The following is a 21,472-nucleotide window of genomic DNA, read 5'->3' as shown; positions in this document are numbered from 1 at the left end:
TGTAAGCTTGTGATTGTAGGGAAATACTCCGGCCGGGCGAGCTGGCCGGGTATTTCTATTTACAGGAACGATATTACTTTGGCGGACAACAATCATGTGGACTATTTTTAACCGAAAACGCCGGTACCCTGATCTAGAATGGATGCACGTCGATATGCATTCGCATCTTTTGCCAGGACTTGACGATGGATGTCAGAACCTCCAGCAAAGCGTTGAGCTGATGCACCATCTGGAAGCACTCGGTTTACGAAAGTTCTATTTTACACCGCATATCATACAAGATATGTACCCCAATACAGCAGAAACGATAGGTAATACCTTTGATCGGCTGCGTGAGCAGGAAGGTGTGGCGCAACTGGCTGCGGGTTATGCCGCGGAGTATATGGTAGATAGCGCGTTCGATCAGCAGTTGTCACAAAACCCGAACGGATTACTCTGTTTGCCCGGAGACCATGTCTTGATCGAGATGTCCTATATGGAAGAGAGTAAACTGATCGAAAAAGTCGCTTTCGACCTGCAGATGGAAGGATACATTCCTATTCTAGCACATCCCGAACGGTATCTTTTCTATCAACGCGACCCGAAGAAAATCGAACGCTTTCAGGATATCGGTTGCCTGTTGCAACTCAACCTGTTATCGCTGATGGGCTATTACGGACGCAACGAACGTCGGGTTGCAAAATACCTGCTCGAAAATGGAATGATCGATCTCGTCGGTACCGATGTGCATCATGAGCGGCACGTACACGCCATCGAAGAAGGCATACAGCGAGAAGATATTCGCGCTTACTTTAAACATTGCGCGATCATGAACGACGAACTTTTTAGTGGGGTAACCACATAAAAATGAATACAATAATAAAAATAACTACAATCTACAATCAACAAGTTTAAACAATGAAAAAATTCACTATGCATCCCCCAGTTTTTCGATGGGGATTCTTGCCCCTACTACTGTTGCTGCTATTCAGCAATTGCTCCGTCAAAAAGATCGTCTATTTTAATGATCTACCGGCCGATACTACGCGTATCCTTAAGCAGGCTGCGGCCTTTACGGAGCCGGTGATCCAATCCGATGATATTCTGAGCATCACTATTCAAACCTTAGATCCGACGACCAGCTCGGTAGTAAACCAGTCGGAAGTCATGCAAGCGATCGGTGCCAGCTCAGCGACAAACGTGGGCAGCCAGGTTATTTCCGGTTTTCTGGTCGATAAGAATGGCTATGTGAACATGACCCTACTCGGCAAAGTGCTGGTGGCGGGATTGACCACTTATCAAGCCCGAGAGAAGATTACCAAACTGGCGACACAATATTATAAAGACCCTACGGTGCAGGTACGTTTTGCCAATTTTAAAGTGACGGTATTGGGCGAGGTTACCCGGCCGGCTACCTATACGGTGCCTAACGAGAGAGTAACGGTATTTGATGCGCTGGGCTTAGCTGGTGATATGACCATTTACGGCAAGCGAGAGAATGTATTGCTCATTCGCGACCAAGGCAAAGAGAAAGAATTGGTACGGCTGAATCTGAATGACAGTGAGGTGTTGCAATCACCTTATTTCTACCTACGGCAGAATGATGTGATTTATGTCGAGCCGGGCAAAGGAAAAGCCGCAGCGAATAATGCAGCGCGGACACAGACCTATGCTATCATAGGTTCAATTTTATCGGTGTTAATTATAGCTGTTTCCCGACTATAGATCAGCATTTATCTAAAGTACATAGTGATTTTTTCAAAAAAATGAGTAAAAGAAATATAGATTGGGAAGACGAGTTTGATTTCGAGGAAAAGAAATCCGATAATAAGGAGATCCTACGTTTTATTGGTCGGTTATTATCTAACTGGTATTGGTTTGTATTGTGTGGTTTTTTTGGGCTTTTATTGGCTTTTATCTATTTGCGCTATACCACACCTACCTATAAAATTTACGCTAAATTGTTGGTGTCAGACGATAAAAAAGGCGGTATGTTGGGAGGGGAGTCAGCATTGGCCGATTTGTCGGGTTTAATGGGCGCTAAATCGTCGGTGGACAATGAAGTGGAAATCATTAAAACAGCCGATTTGATGCGGGAAATGGTTTTGGCTGAAAAAGCGTATTTGTCTTTTCATAAAGTAGGTGCTGTGCATAATGTCCCTGTTTTAACCACCCCTTATCAGATAGACTTATTATCGGATGTCGATTCTATTGGTAAAAGCACATCCTTGAATATAATACCCATAAAAGGTGGTACACTAGAATTGAGTAACCGGGATACATCCTTTCAGACCCAGCAAGATATGGCGTTTTTTGTTCCTGATGTTGGCATGCTTAAAATTACGTTGGTCGATTCCACTTTTTCTCAAGAGAATAACTACGGCTTCACTCTTGTTCCTGTACGTAAAGCCGTCACGGGCTTACGGAACGCTTTCTCTGCGGATGTTACCAATAAATTAGTTTCTACTATTGATTTAACGTTGGAAAGTAAATTGCCAAAGCGCGGCGAACAGTTATTAAATACCTTTATTGAGAAGTACGTCGAATTAAATCTACATGACAAAAATGTGATAGCCGATTCAACATTGGCATTTATCAATGCCCGACTCAAGACAATTACGGATGAGTTGGCAGGAGTAGAGGATCGGATTTCGGGATACAAGAAACGAAATCAATTAGCAGATATATCGCAACAAGGGAGGGTCCTTATTGAGAGTTCGGCGGATTTCACCCAAAAGTTAGCTGAAGTTGAAACGCAGTTAGCCGCGGTAGATGCCGTGGCGAGTTATTTAAAAGATACGCAGCATCCTCGCGTGGTGCCGTCAGCCGTGATTCCACAGGATGTCGGTTTTAATGCGCTTATCCAACGTTATAATGAATTGGTGTTACAGCGGGAACGTCTGTTGCTAGCCAATACGGAAGACAATCCACTGGTGCAGAATATTACTTCTCAGATCGCCCGCGTGCGGCAAGACATGATCGCCAATGTGGCATCTACTAGGCGTCAATTAGTATTGGCGAAGCAGAGCCAGCAAGAATTGGCAAACTCCGTTTCCTCACAGATTACTCAAGTGCCAACCATAGAGCGCGGTTACATTGACTTGGCACGTTTGCAACAGATCAAACAAGCACAATATATTTTCTTGCAAGAAAAATGGGAAGAAACTGCGATTGGGCGTACTGCGAATGTCTCGAATTCCAAAGTTATTGACTCACCGAAGGCAGAAACCATTCCATTTTCACCTAAGCGCAAGTTAATCTATGCGCTAGGCTTAGTGCTGGGTTTGAGTTTTCCCTTAGCCGTTTTTTATCTACGCGATTTATTAAATGTTCGTATTCAATCTGTAGACGATATCGAGAGTCGAAATAGTCTGCCGATACTGGGTATGATTGCGCATTCCGAGGAGCAAGAGCAGGTGGTCGTTAGTAAGACGTCTCGGTCACCGATAGCAGAACAATTTCGTGCGATGCGGACGAACCTGGAGTTTGTCATAAGCGGAGGCAAGCGTATTCTGTTTACTTCCTCGATGTCTGGTGAAGGAAAGTCGTATGTTGCGTTAAACCTCGCGGTATCTTTGGCATTGCTGGATAAGAAGGTTTTGTTGATGGAATTGGATTTGCGGAAGCCGTCTGTAACGGCTAAACTAGGACTTCCTGCCGGGAAAGGGTTCTCTCATTATATTGTCAAGAATGAGTTACAACCAGACGAAATCATCATGCCTTCGGGCGTGCATGAGCTTGTCGATTTGATTCAAGCAGGTGCGATTCCGCCGAATCCAGCGGAATTACTTATCCACCCGCGGGCTGCAGAGCTGATGGAGGCTTTGTCGGCTCGTTATGACTATATCTTGATGGATGCACCGCCGGTAGGTATGGTGACCGATGCGCAGCTTTTGTCGCGTTATGCTGACTGCTGTTTATACTTGGTGCGTCAGGGATATACCTATAAGGAGCAGTTGCGTATACCAAATGATTTAGTGGCGAGCAATAAGATCAAACCTATTCAGTTAATCATCAATGATATCAAGGCAAAAGGAGGCTACTATAGCAATTATGGTTATGGCTACGGCTATGGCTACGGCTATGGAGGTTATGATGATTCAAAAACTAAACGTAAGTGGTGGCAATTGAGTTCTTCTCGAAATAAATCATAATTTGAAAATTAATGGGAGATCGTACTGCTGCGTCAGAGAGAGTAGCAATAAATACTGTTATTCTATACTTAAAAATGCTTCTAACGATCTGTGTGTCGTTATACTCTACACGGATAGTTTTGAGTTCTTTAGGAGTCTCGGATTATGGTATTTTTAATTTGATCGCAGGGGTTATAACCATGTTGTCGTTTTTGAATGCTGCAATGGCATCAGCGACTCAGCGATTTTTGTCTTTTTATCATGGGAGAGAAAATTTTTCTGTTCGTAAAAAGGTTTTTATCAACAGTTGGATTTTACACCTTGTACTCGGAGTATTCGTGGTCTTTTTCCTTCTTATATTGTCTCAGTTTCTATTTGACGGGTTTTTAAATATACCGTCGGAACGCGTACCAATGGCAAAGACAGTTTATCTTTATATGGCAGTTTCTGTATTTTTTACGATAGTTTCCGTACCATTTACTGCCTTATTAAATGCGCATGAGAATATGTTGTGGATCGCTATAGTTAATATTCTCGAAGCGATAATGAAATTGATAATTGCCCTTTCTCTTAACTATTTTATTGCAAGCGAAAGATTAGCTCACTATGGACTGTTTATGGCAGGTGTTACTTTTATCTCATTTCTGTTATACGCTCTGTACACACTTAAAAAGTATGAAGAGTGTACGATATTAAACTACAAATATGATAAATTGTTAATGAAAAACCTCGGTGGTTTCGCAGGGTGGAATCTCTTTGGATCTGCTTGCGTTGTTGGTAGAAATCAGGGTATCGCAATTGTTTTAAATGTTTTTTTTGGAACGATAGTGAGCGCAGCTTATGGTATTGCAAATCAAGTTGCTGGACAACTTGTTTTTTTTTCAGCGACGCTTCTTAAGGCTATCAATCCCCAAATTATGAAAAGTGAGGGTGTGAGTGACCGAAAACGAATGCTAAAGCTTTCAATGATGGCTAGTAAATTAGGTTTTTTCTTAGTGTCATTCATTGCCATTCCAGCTATTTTTGAAATGCCTTCCATTCTTAGGTTATGGCTTAAAGATGTGCCAGAATACACTGTTGCTTTCTGTTCTTTATATCTAATTACAACGCTGATCAATCAAACTACTATAGGTTTACAATCTGCTATTCAAGCCACTGGAAGAATCCGGGCTTATCAACTGGTTATTGGCGGAGTTGTGCTCATGAATGTCCCGGTTTCGTATATTTTATTGAAGCAGGGATTGCCCCCTCATTCTGTTTTGGTTTGTGCAGTATTTATTGAGTCAATTGCTTGTGCTTTTAGAATTTATTTTTTAAAAGTTCAAGCGAATTTGTCCATAAGATTATATGTAGATCGCGTTTTTTCGAAAGAGATCATTCCGGCAATTGTTATTTTATCAGTTTGTTTGATAATCACAACTTTATTCGACTTTGAACTTAGGTTATTAATTACATTTCCTGTTTCAATTATCGCTTTTTTTATAAGTGTTTATTATACAGGGTTTTGTGACGACGAAAAGCAATTGGTTACTAATATGATACATAAGATACTGAAAAAATGAATAATAAAATGGTAGGAATCATGACTTTTCACGCTTCGCATAATAATGGATCTATGTTGCAAGCGTATGCCTTTCAAAAAGTATTGAAAGATAAATTCAATTTGCCTAATGAAATTATAGATTTTTCAAATCATAATCAGCAAAGGATGTACTCCATACTGTATTTCCCTCGTACCATCAAACAAGTGGCTAGAATAGCTCTAAACTTATTGTATTATCAAAAGCTGAAGAAAAGATACAACGATTATGAAGAGTTTTCAAATAAGTATTTAGTTCTTTCATCAAACCGAATTAAAACCAGTGAGGGTTTATTCGAGTGTGATAATCGGTATGACGTGGTTGTATGCGGTAGTGATCAGATTTGGAATACAAAGGCTCAAGATGCCGACAAAGCTTATTTTCTCCCATTTGTAAAGTCTAGTAAGAAAGTAGCATATGCTGTAAGCTTCGGTGCAACAAATATTAATACGATTAGTGATGTAGATGAGTATGCTAGATTCATTAACAATTTCTCAGCACTTTCTGTTCGTGAATACAATGCTAAAAAATGGCTAGAAGAATTGACTACTATCCCGGTCGAAATTACGGCAGATCCCACACTTCTGTTGAATACAGAGGACTATCTGCCGTTATGTTCAGAAACCGGAATTAAGGAAAAATACATATTTTGGTACACTATAACTTACACAAAAAAGTCAATAGAATATATATTGGAGGTGTCCAAAAAATTACGCTTACCTATTTATATAATTGATGCAAAGGAGTGGTCAAGAAGAAATTTAGCGAAATATGGAATTAAATTAGCTCCAAAGGGCGGTCCAAGCTCTTATCTTTCTTGTATAAAGGATGCTGAATTGGTGTTCACATCATCATTTCACGGTACGATATTCTCGGTTATGTTCAGAAAAAACTTTTGGTATTTGAAGAAGATAAACTTTGATAGCAAAGACGACAGAGCTTCTTTCCTTTTGACACAATTGGGGTTGATGGATAGGTTTGTTAATTTGGTAGACGTTGTGAATCTAAATTTATCAGATGAACCCAATTACGCAGAGGTCAGCAGCAAAATTGATGAGTTGAGAGAACGCTCAATGAAATTCATTAGGAAATTTATTGCATAAAATAAGTTGACTATGACAAGATCAGCAGCGATAAGAAAATTATTAGCTAGACGACCAAATAAAAGTGATATGCTAGGCATATTCTTATTGCTATTTCCGTTTATCGCCTTACTTACACCATTGACGCAAGTGACGACTGACTATCAATCTCCTTTTTATCAATTGCTTTTTTATTATAAAATGATCAGTCTCGTAGTTATCCTTTTCTTGTATGTTAATCAGGGTTCTTTGAGTTCTTTTGATAAAAGTGTCTTAGTATTTCTAGGTGTTTGGGCAATAGCAGTTTTCATAAATTCAAACGATATTTCTTCGGTCGTAAACGAAATGGGTGCAATAATATTTTATTGTTGCATGTTTGGCTATTATGTCAGAAAAAGTCCTGCTGGTTTTCTGTTTGTCTACTTCATTTGCCTAGGATTCATGTTGTTTCTTAATCTGTTTTATCTAATAGTATATCCGGATGGATTGTTCCAAACTGATTCAATTTGGAATTCCTCAAGGATTAATTTTTTGGGATTAGATAACCAAATAAGTCCCTTGTTGTTTATTTGGTTTATCCTGTTTTATCTAGCCAGACGAATCGGTTATTATAGAAAAGTGATCAATGTTTTTGGAGTCTTAGTGATCTGCGGTAACATTATAATGTTAAACGTCGGAACACTATATACCGCTGCTCTATTATTTATGTTGAGTATGTTTCTTTATCGAAGAGTTCCAAAGTTGTTTCAAATGAAAGCAGCTTTACTAATCATTTTTATTGTGTTTCTAAGTATTGTCTTATTGAGATTACAATACTTATTTGAATTTTTCATTGTGGATATTCTCAATAAAGATATCACTTTAACGGGAAGACTAGTAATTTGGGATGAGGCGATTATGCTATTTTCCAATCAACCTTTTTTTGGCTACGGCCTATCTTCCATAGGATGGCTAGTTCAAGGGAATAGACATGCGCACAATACTATATTACAAATATTATTACAATGCGGCTTAATTGGTTTCTTAGCTTTTTTTACAGTTATATGGAGATCGTTAAGAACATTTTTCATTAAGAAGTATCAACATAAACCTTATTATGTTTTTTTCACGATAATGTTTATAGCCTATAATTTTGCCTGTTTAACAGAAGTGTACTTGCTAACTTACTATATAATTATATTACTTTTTTTGTTTTATGCGAGATTCTTTGATTTGGCGGTGGAAAAGCGATATAGAACATTAATTAAAAAAATGAATATATGAAAAGCACACCGTTGATAAGTATTGTTGTTCCAATTTATAATTCAGAAGAATTTCTTGATAGATGTTTGAAAAGCCTTGTTAGTCAATCATTTAAGGCGATAGAAATTATATTGGTTAATGATGGATCTTCTGACTCTTCTGGTAATATTTGTAGTACGTGGTCAAAGAAAGATTCTAGGATAAAGGTTATTCATAAAGAAAATGAAGGGGTGACGATTGCTCGAAAAGTCGGTTTGGAGAATTGTACTGGCGAATGGGTTTCCTTCGTAGACTCGGACGACGAGCTGTTTGAGCGATCGATAGAACTGTTGTTTAATCATGTTGATGAGGATACTGATATGGTGTGTGGTAGTTTGAAATATACAGGTCCGTTTAAGTTTAAAAGAGAATATACTTATGCAAAGTTGAATGGTGTCCAATATTCAAAAAAATTACTCAGAAAATATGTTACGTGGGGGCCATTTGGTCGATTGACTAGAATATCACTATTTGACCTAAACTCGTTTAATATTTCCTCAAAAATCACGCATGGAGAAGATTTTATAATGAACCTCCGTTTAGGATATAATGCGAAACAAATTACACTAATTCCTGATCATGTTTACCATTATATGTGGAGACCGAGTTCAGCTATTTCAAAAAATCCAATGCTTAGTAGATCGTACAGAAAACGATACAAAAATGAAATCAACTCATCTATACCGACGAAGTATAGAAGAGAATTGGCTTTTGAGATCACTAATTTTTGGATATCAAGATATTGGGAAATTTCAAAAGGTTTAATTAAGAAAGTTTTATCGGCGGAGTAAATATGATAAAAATTGCTATAATAATGTTGATTCACCGAAAAGATGAACAAACCGTTCGGTTAATCCGGTATTTATCTAGAGACTTTCATGTTTTTGTTCATATTGATAAGAAAAGTAGTGTGCGTCCAGAAGACATCATTGCTCAAAATGTTTATGCGTATAAAGAATTAAAAGTATACTGGGGAGGCTATTCGCAGATTTTAGCCGTACAGTTTCTGTTAGAAAAAGCATTTGAGAAGCGGTATGATAGATATTTGCTCATATCCGGGCAAGATCTTCCTATTAAATCTAATGAAGAGATTATTCGTTTCTTTTATGATAACGACAAAGAGTATATTTCTATCGAGGAAAAAGTAAAGAAGGGCACTAGACAGAAAGGTGGCTTAGATCGCGTGACAAAGTATTGGCCAAATTGGTTTCATAGAGGTGGTAGCTTATGGGATAAATATTTGTTTGGTCTCCAATATTTCTTATTTGCGGTTTTTTCAAAAGTATCACCTCGATCTACGAAATATGATTTTTATAAAGGACCCAATTGGCTGAACATAACACATGGATGTGTTGAGAAAATAATGAAATTTTTGGATGATCATCCAGAATATAGTAGTCGATTTAAATGGACCAATTGTGCTGATGAATTTTTTTATCAAACAATTGTCATGCAACTAGAAAACCTACAAATAGAAAATGATAGTCTGCGGTATATTGATTGGAATGATGTTGAGTATCCAAAGGTTTTTAGAGATGAAGATTATCAAAAATTAATCGAAAGTCATTGCCTTTTCGCCCGTAAATTCGATGCTAATATTGATAGAGAAATTATTGATAGAGTATACAGATTTCTAACTACTTCATGATATGATAAGCGCAAGGAAGAAAATATCATTCTGGTTAATATGTGTGCTGTGCGTTTTTGGTGTAGCCATGATCTATACTCGCTTAAATCCTCACTATAAAACGGATATATTTCGATCTTTCGCCAAAGGCAATTGGTATCTTTTTTCTGAACAAGATACACTATACTCTATGGGATATTATGGTGTAAGAAAGTATCTCGCTTCTGATCCTAAGAATTTAATTCTCTTGGCCGAAAATAATGCGTTCACCTCAGCTAGAGTCATCGCTAGAGGAGGCTGTGTTCACGGTCGGTATCTATACATGACGACAAGAAGTTTTACTAATAATTCTTCAGAGATTGGAAGCTTAGTCGTTTTGCAGAAGGACAACCTTGAATCTGTGCGGAAAATTGATTCGGATATGAAGTTGGTAGAGGTTCAACAGTATTTGGACAGATATTTACTTGTTTCCGGGATTGGGGGGTTTATAATTTTCGATGCAATAAATCCTAGCAACCCCAAGGAAATATTTTCTTACAAACACCATAAACATAGAGAGTATCAAGGATTCGATTTCTTTGAAAATGACAATAAACTATATGTCGCATTTGCTCATTTCGCCGAAGGAATCGGGATATGGGAACTAGATCACAGCGGTAAAGCAACTGCCGTAACGGAGATCTCCTTGAATGATTCCTTTTTAGTTAACCAGATGCCCTTTTATCAAACGATGGACGTGATTGTCGATTATCCGCATCTCTATGCGACTTACGCCACACAGACTGAAAAGGTTAGTCTAAAGTCGGATAGAAGGGGGTTGTTAGTCGCGGATTTGTCTGATCTTGACAATATAGCAAATAAAATAGTACTCATTCCAGCTAGTGACTGGTACCATAAAACGACAGGAGATAGGCAACCTAGTTACCTGAAAAAGTTCGAAAATAATGTTTATCTAAATTTTGCCGAAAAGGGGGTTGCGATATTTGACGTTTCTAACCCAGATAATCCTTATTACAGCGGCACTAACGATTTGTCTAATGATAGGGCATTGATTCAACCAATATATGTTACTGATGACGGCAAGTTGTTTACAGGAAGCTACTATTGGAAGACAATATATGGTATGACATTAGGAAAATGAAACTATAAAAGATATATCGATGGAAAAGAAAATAGGATGTGTAATAGCCTATAACGAGGGGCACAACAACTACGGAACAGCGCTGGTTGGATATTCGTTAGTTAAGAAAATAAGCGATCTGGGATACGATTGCGAGATAATTAATTACAAGAAAAAGTTATCTATTAAGCAGAAAATAGCGTTTGTGATTAATGCTATTCGGGTAGGTGAAGCTAAAGAGATCTACCATAGATTTACTGCCAAAAAGATTGAACAAAAGTATCCGCATTATGCTAAAGGCATTGCCGAGCGGACAAAAGCCGTTAACGAATATAAGTCAAAAAAATTGATTCCGCTTTTTCGCGAACATATCGGATACCAAAATTTGAACGAAGGTTCCAAAAAATATAAAGCTGTTGTAGTCGGTAGCGACCAAGTTTGGACCCCAATGAGTTTGCCAAATAAATTTTTTAATTTGCTCTTTGTCGATGATAATATACCAAAAATAGCTTATGCCGCTAGTTTCGGTGTTTCAGAGATACCTGCCTTTCAACACAAAGCGACGGGAAAATACCTAGATCGTTTTTCGTCTATTGGAGTCCGTGAGCAACAAGGAAAGATTATTGTTGATACATTATCCAACAAGGTTGCTAGAGTGGTTGCTGATCCGACACTGTTGCTCTCTCGCGAAGAATGGGAAACAGAGATAGCCGATGCTCGGCCTAAAGAGAAAGATCCCTATATTTTTTGCTACTTCTTAGGTGATAACCAAGAATCTCGAAGCGCCGTCAATTCGTTAAAACAAAAAACAGGTTACAAAATAATAACAATTCGCCATATGGACGAATATGTGGCAGAAGACGAGTCTTTCGGGAATGAAGCACCATATTTCGTGGATCCTAACGACTTCGTGAAATATATCAGTAACGCAACATATGTTTGTACAGATTCATTTCATTGTACTATATTTTCCATTATTTTCCATCGTCAGTTTATGACTTTTTACCGATTTGCAAATGCGAGTAAAACATCCCGTAACTCACGGATTGATAGTCTTTTCGACGTTTTAAAGATTGAAAGGGAGCGTATTTTTAATGGCGATATATGTAGCGTGATAGATAATAAGATTGACTATTACGCAGTCGAAATCAAATTGAATGAAATAAGGAATGATTCCCTAAACTATTTGTCTAATGCTTTGCGGGTTTAAAGTACTTTAACGAATTGGACATGACGGATCGATTAATTATACCTAAGAAAATTGCAAATAAGATATTAATGATAGGCGTGTCGAAATCCACCTATGGCGGAATGACCGCCGTATTGGTTTCGTACGAAAAATATTTTGAGAAAAGCCGTTTCATACCTACGTGGAGATTGGGCAATAAATTCGTAAAGGCATTTTATGCCCTCCAAGCGGTGATGCGTTGTTTTCTCTTGTTATTAGTCGATCAACGTATCAAGATACTGCATATTCACGGCGCTGCAAATGCTTCCTTCTATCGAAAGAGAATTTTCATAAAAATGGGAAAGTTTTTTAGAAAAAAAGTCATCATGCACCAACATGCTGCTGACTTTAAGGAATTCTTTGAAAACAGCCACGATAAACGGAATATTGTCCGTACACTTAATTTGTGTGATACGTTGATTGTTTTATCTCAATCGTGGAAAAAATATTTTGCGAGCATTGGCGTGAGTGAAGCTAACATCCGTGTGCTAAATAACATGGTCACGCCCCCCACAGCAGCTCCCGAGCAGCGATCCGATGATAAATTACATTTACTGTTTCTTGGAGAAATAAGTAACCGGAAGGGAATTTATGATTTACTAACGATGCTGAAAGATAATAAAGAGTTTTTCCAGAACAAACTTCTTTTACGTATCGGCGGAAACGCAGTTGATGGCGATATCCACACGTTTATCAATGAAAATGGATTGTCTCGATTCGTCAAATATGAGGGGTGGGTTTCAGGAGAAAAGAAAGCGGACTGCTTCGCTTGGGCAGATGTCTATATTCTTCCCTCTTACAACGAGGGGTTGCCCGTTGCTATCCTGGAAGCCATGAGTTATGCGCGACCTGTTATTTCCACAAATGTTGGAGGCATTCCTGAAATTGTCTATTCTTATGAAAACGGGATTTTGATAGAAGCAGGTAATTTGGAACAGATAAAAGAAGCTGTCCAATTTTTTATTGATCATCCCGCTTTACTACCTGAATACGGGAAAAAATGTTTTGAAACGGTACGTCCATTTTTTCCTGAGAGCGTGTGCAAACAATTAACGTCTATTTACGAGGATTTGCTAGAAGATAAAACATGAAAGACGAAAAAATAGCTTCCAAAATATCCTTGTTTAATATTCATTTAAACAATATCAAACAGGACGATTTATTACGCCAGCTTACTGATGGGATCTTTATTACCCCGAATGTGGATCATATTATCAAACTCCAAAAAGACAGGTTATTTTATGATATTTATCAAAACGCAGATTGGATCGTATGTGATAGCAAGATCGTACAATTAGGATTAAAGTTTCTTGGAAAGCCGGTAAAGGAAGTGATACCAGGTTCTTCTTTTTTTTCGGCTTATTGCCGACATCATAAAGATAATGACCAAATACGAATATTTCTGCTAGGTGCTGCAGAAGGGATAGCGCGAAAAGCACAAGAAGAAATTAATAAAAAAGTCGGACGTAGTATGGTAGTTGCTTCACATTCTCCCAGTTTTGGCTTTGAAAAAGATGAACAGGAATGCGAAGAAATTTTGAGTTTAATCAATACCTCTGACGCAACCGTGTTGGTCGTAGGAGTTGGTGCTCCTAAGCAAGAAAAATGGATTTATAAGTATAAAGACAGGCTTTCAAGTATCAAGTTGTTTATGGCACTGGGCGCCACAATCGACTTTGAAGCCGGGACATTAAAACGTGCTCCGGTCTGGATGCAGAAAATGTCATTAGAGTGGGCTTATCGGTTGTTTAAAGAGCCTAAACGTCTTTGGAAACGCTATATGATCGATGATTTACCTTTCCTCGGTCTCATATTAAGGGAAAAGTTGAAGATTTATAGAAACCCTTTCGAAGAAAACAAATGAGCAGCATTATACACGTACTTTTATCAGGAGGCGTAGGAAGCCGGTTGTGGCCCTTATCGCGTAAGAGCAATCCAAAACAATACCTAAACCTATTCAAAGAAGGTTCACTCTTTGGAATGACCGTACTACGGAACAAGACGCTCTGCGACCACGTAATGGTGGTCGGTAATCGGGAGAATTATCAGCTGAGCAAAGAAGTATTGGATAGCCAAGGGATAGCTTATACCGATATTGTAGAGGCAACACCACGTAATACCGCTGCGGCCATTGCTTTTGCCGCGTTTGCAGCAGAACCGGACGACATTTTGGTGGTTACTCCCTCCGATCATGTTATTGTAGGAGAGCAAGCTTATCAAGAGGCTATACAAACGGGCATTGAAAAAGCAAAAGAAGGATATATCGTGACGTTTGGTATTCAACCGACACGACCAGAGACCGGATACGGGTATATCGAATATGATGATGACCGTGTACTATCTTTCCGCGAAAAACCAAACCAAGATACCGCCGAGGATTTTATTGAACAGGGTAATTTTTTGTGGAACTCCGGTATGTTCTGTTTTCGCGCCGATACACTATTGGAAGAATTGCAGCAGTTTGAGCCCAAAGTGTATGCAACGGCCCTCGCGGCGTGGCAACATCAAAAAGATGGGAAACTAGACGAGAACCTTTCTAAAAAAATTCCGTCAATTAGCATTGACTATGCGGTGATGGAACGCTCTAAAAAGATTCGGGTGGTCGCTACACAATTCGAGTGGTCTGACCTCGGATCATTTGAAGCATTATATGATTACCTATTGTCTACCGGTTACGCCGTGGACGAGCAAGGCAATATGGTCATCGGATTAGACCTCTATACGGCCTTTGTCGGCTTAAAAAATACGATTGTCGTATATACAGATGACGCGCTGCTATTTGTACAAAAGGAGAAATCACAGGATGTGAAGAAGATTTATAATACATTGGATAAGCATCAGTCGAAACTAATTGACTAAAATTCGGCGATGCATTCCGCATTAACCTGACCGCTATGAAAAGATTAAACATTCTTTTTTTGAGCCTTACGTTTTACTGTGGTATTTTGCTTTTAAGTACAAAGGTAAAAGCGCAGACAGACACGACCCGACAATATGTAGATGTCAGCCTACTTGCCGGATATACCAGCAATGACATAGTGCCGTTTTGGATGCGTTCCAATCAATATGGTTCTATCCCCCTAGCCGGTGCTTCTGGTGGATTGTTGGTCCGTGCAGCAAAGAATTATGCGATACAAGGGGAGTGGACCGAACGTAGCGATACGACAGCTTCCAAATGGGACTGGGGCTATGGATTGGAAGCGCGTACAAATGTTGGCTCTACAACACAGGTGCAACTAATTGATGCGCATGTAAAAGTTCGTTATGCGATGTTTGAGGCTAAACTCGGCCGGACCAAAGATGTAATGGGCTTAAACGGAGATACGTTGTTAAGCTCGGGAAATTTTGCGGTGTCGGGGAATGCATTGGGTATACCGATGCTCGATATACGTATACCAGAATATTACCGCTTGCCATGGTTGGGTGGCCTGTTCTCGTTTAAAGGAAATTTTGCCAATGGTTTGGTGGGGGAAATACCCATCGCGGCAAATCAGTTTTTGGTGCCTACCGATAAATATGCGCATCCTACACTCCTACACCAAAAATCCTTATATGGGCGTATCGGGAGACCCCATTGGCGGCTGAACCTGTATGGAGGAATTAATCATCAGGCACAGTGGGGCAGTGAAAAGAAAGTATATGGAGACAGTTATACGCTGAATAATGTCGAAACATTATGGTATGTATTTTGGGGAAAAGCTTATGGTGGCGGCAACATACCCATCCCTCGATCAAAGCTAGGGAATCAGTTAGGCTCTATTGATTTAGGTCTTTCCTACGATTGGGATGATGTTCAGCTGATGGCTTATCGACAGAATATCTATGAAGTCGGCGCAATATCCAAATTAGCGAATATAGCCGATGGCCTTAATGGTATCGCCTTAACCAACAAAACATATAATAAAACAGCAAAAAATTGGGACTGGCAAAAGCTTCTTTTCGAATTTTTCTATTCAAAAGATCAGGCCGGATATCCTTGGTCAAAGCCTACAGCGTCTGGTGACGAGGACTATTATAACAATTACTATTATACGGAAGGCTGGTCGTACAAAGCGCAAGGTGTCGGCTCGCCATTAATCGCGCCGGCGCATTCAGTGAGAGCAGGGCAGGCGCATGATCCTATGGATTATTTTATCAGTAACCGCGTGGTAGCGGGACACATAGGAATGCGGGGTCGGCTGTACCAGTGGAATGTAACAGGTAAACTTACCTTTGCCAAACACTATGGAACTTTTACGACAAGCGCTCACGGGAAATCTACGGGTGGACGATGGCATGAACCTCATGAAGAAAAGTTTGTGCCTGTTTCTCAGTTTTCTGGATTCGTTCGGGCCGAGCGTGAATTACCAAATGATTTCTTTTTTGGAATATGTTTAGCCGTAGATCAAGGGTCTTTATTTAACAATAGCGTCGGCGGACAAGTCTCATTGCGGAAGTTCTTTGGGAAAAAGTAAAAATATTATCGCATATCTGTCAAAACGACGCGCACCCTGGAGGGTTTAATAATGCAAAATGAGCTTGCGAGATCAATGAAATATTCACAAAACAACAACATACCATGAAAAACAAAGAAAAAGCCACGAAAAAAAGAGAAGACTACAACCCCGGTCCCCGCGTCGGGATTACTTTCTCCACATTCGACCTTTTGCACGCGGGTCACATCATGATGCTCGCCGAGGCTAAGCGCCAGTGTGATTACCTGATCTGCGGATTGCAGATGGATCCCACACTTGATCGCCCCGAAAAAAATGCACCGACCCAAACCGTCGTGGAGCGCTATATCCAACTGCGCGGATGCGAATATGTGGATGAAATCGTACCCTACTCCACCGAACAAGATTTGGAAGACATTCTCCGTTCCTTTAAACTGGATGTTCGTATTGTGGGTGATGAATATGCTAATAAAGATTTTACAGGACGGAAATACTGTGAAGAGAAGGGCATCGAACTGTATTTCAACAGCCGAGACCACCGCTTCTCGAGCTCTGGACTTCGGAAAATAGTTTACGATAAAGAAGTTGCTAAAAACGGAAAGAAGGTGGGGTGAAATATATCATCTTATATCTCTGCCTTCTGGTGTTTGGCATTGCTGACCTCCATGCAGAGCACCCCTACCGGCATGTGCAGGTACTGAAGGGCATAGACGATCAGCACGTGATGTTCACCGTGGCGGAAAAAGATCGCTTTGGATCGATATGGCTGGTGTCGGGTGGAGAGCTGTACCGCTACGATGGCGTGCATGTCATTCCTTTTTCGAAACTGTATGCGGAAAAGCTACCCTTTGATGAAATACAGACCTTAGCCATTGATCCCTGGGGGCGCCTTTGGTTGAACACCAGAAATAGCCTGCTGATCTTTGATCTGCGTACCTGGCGTTTTTGTTTCAACGAACCTTTCGCAGAGAGGCTTACCGAGCGAAAAGCGCAGGCATTCTGCCAAACGGACAAAGACTTTTTGGTGGCCACAGAGAATGGCGAGGTATGGCAGATCGGTCGGGATCGAAAAACCTTTTTATTCTCCTTTGTTGCAGATAAACACAAAGGGCGCCAGACGGTAGGCAATTTGTTTGCGGCAGATGCTCATCGCATTTGGTTAGCCGTTAGCGGCACCTTATATGCATACGACCGGCGTACGGGGGCTTGTCGCACAGCCGCTATTCCACCTAGAATCGACGATTGTATCGAGGATCTATTACCGCTGAAAGATGGTCTGCTTATCCGTAATTACCGGGATGGCTACTACTTATATGATGGGAACTTCCGGCTGACGGCCATCCGGAGTACACAGGAAAACGACTTCACCAACTGGAACCATTGGGGCTTCGTTGATGGTGATCGCGTGATGCTGTTCAATAATCACGGGGAGTATCTGGAGCTATCTCGAGATACATCACTCACGATACAGAAAAGAGGTTTCCACCGCTTGGCGGAACATGTGCTGTACAAACGAGTGAATGCCTGGAGACGGTTTAGTGACGAGTGGCTATTGGCTACGGATGACGGTTTGTACGCTGTCTTTCCCTCGTCGTTTTCGTTTGAATACGTAGAATGTGGAAGTGCCAGAGGAATGTTTCGACAAAACAATTGCTATTATTTTGGAGGTTACGGCTTCCTGCATCACATGCCGTTACAGGGAAGTGTGATGGAATATAAAAAGGCACCAGAGAAAAACTACTATGCCATGCATATGCAAGATCGGGATACCACCTATATCGCGTTGGAATCTGGTTTTCTGGGGCGGATGGTGGCTGGCCGGTTGACAACGTTTGAACCGACGGTGCCTTCGCGATATGCACATAAGTTTTCCGATTTAGGTTACTGTTTAACGCCCTATAAAGGTTCTACACTGCTGGTCGGTACGTCGAACGGGATATGGCAATATGATATACGGACAAACCAAGCCGTGCCATTGCTGGATACGACGGGGATGTTTTTTACAGATGGGAAACGTATTCTCTCCCTCCGTTATAAAAATGGAAAATTAAGCTTTTCGACAGAAGGGGGATATTTTGTATTCGATGGGCATCGCCATCGCAAACGGTATCCGGAGGGGCAACAACAGTTAATGATTTACGATCATGTTATTGATGGCGGAAAGGAATACCTCGCGACGAAAGGACGGGGTGTTGTCCTGTTGACGGATTCGGGTAGTCGCAGCATCAATGTACAGCAGGGACTGGGCAGTAATGTCGTGTATCAGCTGTTTGCGATCGATGGAACACTATTTGCCGGAACGCACCGGGGACTATCGATCATAACCGACAACCGTGTTTTTAATTACCGGACGAACGACGGACTTCCTTTTGAGGAGTTTAACCATCAGGCAATCTTCTATGATACCGCCGAGCGACGTTTGTTCATGGGGGGGATAGGGGGCTATGTTTTCTTTGATCCCAGCGATCTGCTGAAAGCCGCCAAGCAGGATATTGCGGTTCCGGAACCGCGAATTGCGGCCCTGCACATTGGGTTGACAGGGAACCGGTATAAGCATTATTATGCGGCGGATGCTTTGCGCGATACCATGCGCTTACCGGAAGATGCATTGACGTTTAATATGGATTTCGCTCGGCCGGATGTGTATAGGCAGGGTTATCAGATGCAGTATAAAATTGATCCGGTCATGGACGGATTCCAGGACATGGCTGCCTCCGGCCAGATTACACTGGTAGGTCTACGTCCCGGAGAATATCCTGTACATGTGCGTATTTGGTCTGCGAATGGTGGTTTTGAAAAAACGTGGACGTGGCTGTTAATCAAACAGCCGGCGTTTGTTGAAACGCAGGCATTTTATGCCTTGGTATTACTGAGTATCACGGGACTCGCAACGTATATTATTATCCAGCGCGCGAAAAGAGTAAAAGATGAGAAAGCTTTGCGCAAGCAGATTTCCCGGGATCTTCACGACGAAGTAGGCGGGCTCTTAACGGGCATATCCATGCAGGCCGATCTGCTGTCGATGGGAGCCTCGCGTGACAAACAATCGAGTGCAGCATCGATCGGACAATACAGCCGAGAAGCCGTGCAAATGATGGACGATATTATTTGGGCGATAGACGTGCGTAACAACTATGAAGGGAGCCTGCAGGAACGTATGGAATACTTCGCATTCCAAACGCTGGAACCCAAGGGAATTCGCGTGCTTTTTGACGGAGAAACCAAGACGGACCGTAAGATTCCGCAGATTGTGCGGCAGAACACGTATTTATTATTTAAGGAAGTATTGCATAATATCATCAAGCATGCGCAGGCGGAATGGGTTTCCGTTACGGTACGTGTCGACAGCAAATGGCTACTCATGGAGGTGCAGAATAATGGTGCGCAAAGTCCTGCCCCTGAAAAGACGCTTAGAAAAGGACAAGGAACACGTAATATGGAAACCAGAGCACGGCAAATGAATGCAGCTATAGTGGTTACACAGGATAATGGGTTGTTTACCGTGCTGTTAAAGGTAAACCTACGGAACATTAAATGGACAATATGAGGGATTTTATAACGAAATTCTGGATCCGACAGGAAGCGTGGAACAGCTGGGGCATGTCCTTTGCCCTGCTAGGGTTCTCGATGTCGGTCATTGCCATCATAGGACTTGTCTATTTGACCATTCGCCGGAAAGACCGTCGCTTCCTGTTGATAGCCCTGGTCGCTACGGCATCGTTTTGGCACGCATTCATCTATGCGCTCATTTTTAACGGTTTTATTCGGGCGGTACCGGAGTTTTACAACAAGGGTATTCCCCTCTATTATCTCATCGCCCCCTGTGCCTATTTTTTTGTTTTATTCTCGCTCTTTCCGCGGATTAAATGGCCCCGGCATATGTGGTTGCACCTGTTGCCGGTTGTCTTTGGTTTAATTGATGCTATCCCGTATGCCCTGGCTTCCATAGAAGAAAAAAGGGCATTGCTGGAACAAGTAGTATACGATATGCAGGTGGGCGTACGGCATCCATATGGTTATATCGATCAAAAATGGCATTATATCGTTAAATTTTTCATGGCATTTATCTACCTTATCGCACAGTGGCGGCTGCTTTATCTGCACGATATGGAGTTGTCGCCTATTTCCGTTGCTAGCCGGCGCAATGCGGAATATTTTAGTATAATCTATTCGGGGCAGCTTTTGTTGCAAGGAGGGATGGTGCTGAGTTTATTGTCTAATTCGACGCAAACCAGCTTCTTGATGCAAGATTTGGATCAATTGACCACGATTAGCTTCTTTTATCTGATGCTTAGCTGTTGGCTGTTACAATACCTGTTTCGAAATTTAATGGTAAAAAATGGAACGTAATCCGAATGCAAATAATGGCGATAAAACATATCGCTTAGCCGTAGTGGAAGACCGCGAGCCCGTGCTGGCATCGTTAAAGCTTTTTTTCGAGTCTAGTGCGTCTTTCGATTTACGCATTGCGGCACACTCCTTCGAAGAGTTTATCGAGACCTGGAAGAACGAAACATTGGATATTGTGCTCAGCGATATTGGCCTGCCCGGCAAATCGGGCATCGAAACAACTTGGTATATCAAAAGACGCATGCCGGAAGTACAGGTCGTGATGTTTACCGTATTCGAAAACAAGGATGCGGTATTTCAGGCGCTGCGTGCGGGCGCTTCGGGATACCTATTGAAAAGTACGCCGCTACCGCAAATGGAGGAGCATTTGCTGGAAGTACTCTCAGGCGGATCGGTGATGAGTCCGCAGGTGGCCCGACTGGTGTTTGACCATTTTAATCCCGTGCTGGGCAAAAGCCAGTATGAGAAAACTGCCCAGTTGACCCCACGTGAAATCGAAATTATGGCGATGCTACAGCAAGGAACCTCCTACAAGGAAGTCGCTGCGCAACTTTTTGTCAGTGTAGACACCGTAAAATACCACATCCGGAATATTTATCAAAAATTGCAGGTGTCAAGCCGTGCGGAGCTCATTTTAAAGTATAAATAGCATAAGTTTT

The 21,472-nt window shown here is 41.1% G+C and carries 18 protein-coding genes; all 18 read left to right on the top strand.

Annotation, left to right across the window (positions count from 1 at the left end; genetic code table 11):
* The first annotated feature begins 94 nt into the window (after positions 1 to 94).
* The 18 genes from H8B17_RS19575 (at position 95) to H8B17_RS19490 (ending at position 21,462) form a co-directional block, all read left to right on the top strand.
* Positions 95 to 844, top strand: a complete 750-nt coding sequence (locus tag H8B17_RS19575; protein WP_190310930.1) for a tyrosine-protein phosphatase — start codon at positions 95 to 97, stop codon at positions 842 to 844.
* Between the two features lie 53 nt (positions 845 to 897).
* Positions 898 to 1,704: a polysaccharide biosynthesis/export family protein gene (locus H8B17_RS19570; RefSeq protein ID WP_223816693.1), complete on the top strand. Its 807-nt coding sequence runs from the start codon at positions 898 to 900 to the stop codon at positions 1,702 to 1,704.
* Between the two features lie 41 nt (positions 1,705 to 1,745).
* A complete protein-coding gene (locus H8B17_RS19565; protein WP_190310929.1) occupies positions 1,746 to 4,133 on the top strand; it encodes a GumC family protein in 2,388 nt (795 codons plus the stop codon).
* Positions 4,134 to 4,144: 11 nt separating this feature from the next.
* Positions 4,145 to 5,674 (top strand): MATE family efflux transporter, encoded by a 1,530-nt coding sequence (locus H8B17_RS19560; protein ID WP_190310928.1) that lies wholly within the window; start codon positions 4,145 to 4,147, stop codon positions 5,672 to 5,674.
* Positions 5,671 to 6,795 (top strand): polysaccharide pyruvyl transferase family protein, encoded by a 1,125-nt coding sequence (locus tag H8B17_RS19555; protein ID WP_190310927.1) that lies wholly within the window; start codon positions 5,671 to 5,673, stop codon positions 6,793 to 6,795. The genes H8B17_RS19560 and H8B17_RS19555 overlap by 4 nt, the downstream gene beginning before the upstream one ends.
* Positions 6,796 to 6,807: 12 nt before the next feature.
* The gene (locus tag H8B17_RS19550; RefSeq protein WP_190310926.1) at positions 6,808 to 8,037 is read left to right on the top strand and encodes an O-antigen ligase family protein; all 1,230 of its coding nucleotides are present in this window, start codon (positions 6,808 to 6,810) and stop codon (positions 8,035 to 8,037) included.
* Positions 8,034 to 8,846 carry a glycosyltransferase family 2 protein gene (locus H8B17_RS19545; RefSeq protein WP_190310925.1) on the top strand — a complete coding sequence of 271 codons (813 nt, stop codon included), beginning with the start codon at positions 8,034 to 8,036 and terminating at the stop codon, positions 8,844 to 8,846. Before H8B17_RS19550 ends, H8B17_RS19545 begins: the two co-directional genes overlap by 4 nt.
* 2 nt (positions 8,847 to 8,848) lie before the next feature.
* A complete protein-coding gene (locus H8B17_RS19540; RefSeq protein ID WP_190310924.1) occupies positions 8,849 to 9,703 on the top strand; it encodes a beta-1,6-N-acetylglucosaminyltransferase in 855 nt (284 codons plus the stop codon).
* Positions 9,704 to 9,872: 169 nt separating this feature from the next.
* Positions 9,873 to 10,823 (top strand): LVIVD repeat-containing protein, encoded by a 951-nt coding sequence (locus H8B17_RS19535; RefSeq protein WP_190310923.1) that lies wholly within the window; start codon positions 9,873 to 9,875, stop codon positions 10,821 to 10,823.
* Between the two features lie 19 nt (positions 10,824 to 10,842).
* Complete coding sequence (locus H8B17_RS19530) at positions 10,843 to 12,012, top strand: polysaccharide pyruvyl transferase family protein (RefSeq protein WP_223816692.1); 1,170 nt, start codon at positions 10,843 to 10,845, stop codon at positions 12,010 to 12,012.
* A 20-nt stretch (positions 12,013 to 12,032) separates the two neighbouring features.
* Entirely contained in the window at positions 12,033 to 13,121 is a 1,089-nt protein-coding gene (locus H8B17_RS19525; RefSeq protein WP_190310922.1) for a glycosyltransferase family 4 protein, read from the top strand.
* On the top strand, positions 13,118 to 13,894 hold the full coding sequence (locus tag H8B17_RS19520; protein WP_190310921.1) for a WecB/TagA/CpsF family glycosyltransferase: 777 nt from the start codon (positions 13,118 to 13,120) through the stop codon (positions 13,892 to 13,894). Before H8B17_RS19525 ends, H8B17_RS19520 begins: the two co-directional genes overlap by 4 nt.
* Positions 13,891 to 14,889, top strand: a complete 999-nt coding sequence (locus H8B17_RS19515) for a mannose-1-phosphate guanylyltransferase (RefSeq protein ID WP_190310920.1) — start codon at positions 13,891 to 13,893, stop codon at positions 14,887 to 14,889. The genes H8B17_RS19520 and H8B17_RS19515 overlap by 4 nt, the downstream gene beginning before the upstream one ends.
* 35 nt (positions 14,890 to 14,924) lie before the next feature.
* Positions 14,925 to 16,484: a capsule assembly Wzi family protein gene (locus tag H8B17_RS19510; protein WP_190310919.1), complete on the top strand. Its 1,560-nt coding sequence runs from the start codon at positions 14,925 to 14,927 to the stop codon at positions 16,482 to 16,484.
* Positions 16,485 to 16,588: 104 nt separating this feature from the next.
* A complete protein-coding gene (locus H8B17_RS19505; protein ID WP_190310918.1) occupies positions 16,589 to 17,077 on the top strand; it encodes an adenylyltransferase/cytidyltransferase family protein in 489 nt (162 codons plus the stop codon).
* Complete coding sequence (locus tag H8B17_RS20850; RefSeq protein ID WP_190310917.1) at positions 17,074 to 20,010, top strand: sensor histidine kinase; 2,937 nt, start codon at positions 17,074 to 17,076, stop codon at positions 20,008 to 20,010. The genes H8B17_RS19505 and H8B17_RS20850 overlap by 4 nt, the downstream gene beginning before the upstream one ends.
* Entirely contained in the window at positions 20,007 to 20,813 is an 807-nt protein-coding gene (locus H8B17_RS19495; protein ID WP_190310916.1) for a hypothetical protein, read from the top strand. Before H8B17_RS20850 ends, H8B17_RS19495 begins: the two co-directional genes overlap by 4 nt.
* Positions 20,803 to 21,462, top strand: coding sequence for a response regulator (locus H8B17_RS19490; RefSeq protein WP_190310915.1), 660 nt, complete (start codon positions 20,803 to 20,805; stop codon positions 21,460 to 21,462). Before H8B17_RS19495 ends, H8B17_RS19490 begins: the two co-directional genes overlap by 11 nt.
* Positions 21,463 to 21,472 lie beyond the last annotated feature (10 nt).

Source organism: Sphingobacterium arenae (assembly GCF_014692505.1).
Lineage (GTDB): Bacteria > Bacteroidota > Bacteroidia > Sphingobacteriales > Sphingobacteriaceae > Sphingobacterium > Sphingobacterium arenae.
The sequence above is the reverse complement of the archived record's forward strand: the minus strand, read 5'-3'. Positions and strand labels throughout refer to the sequence as shown.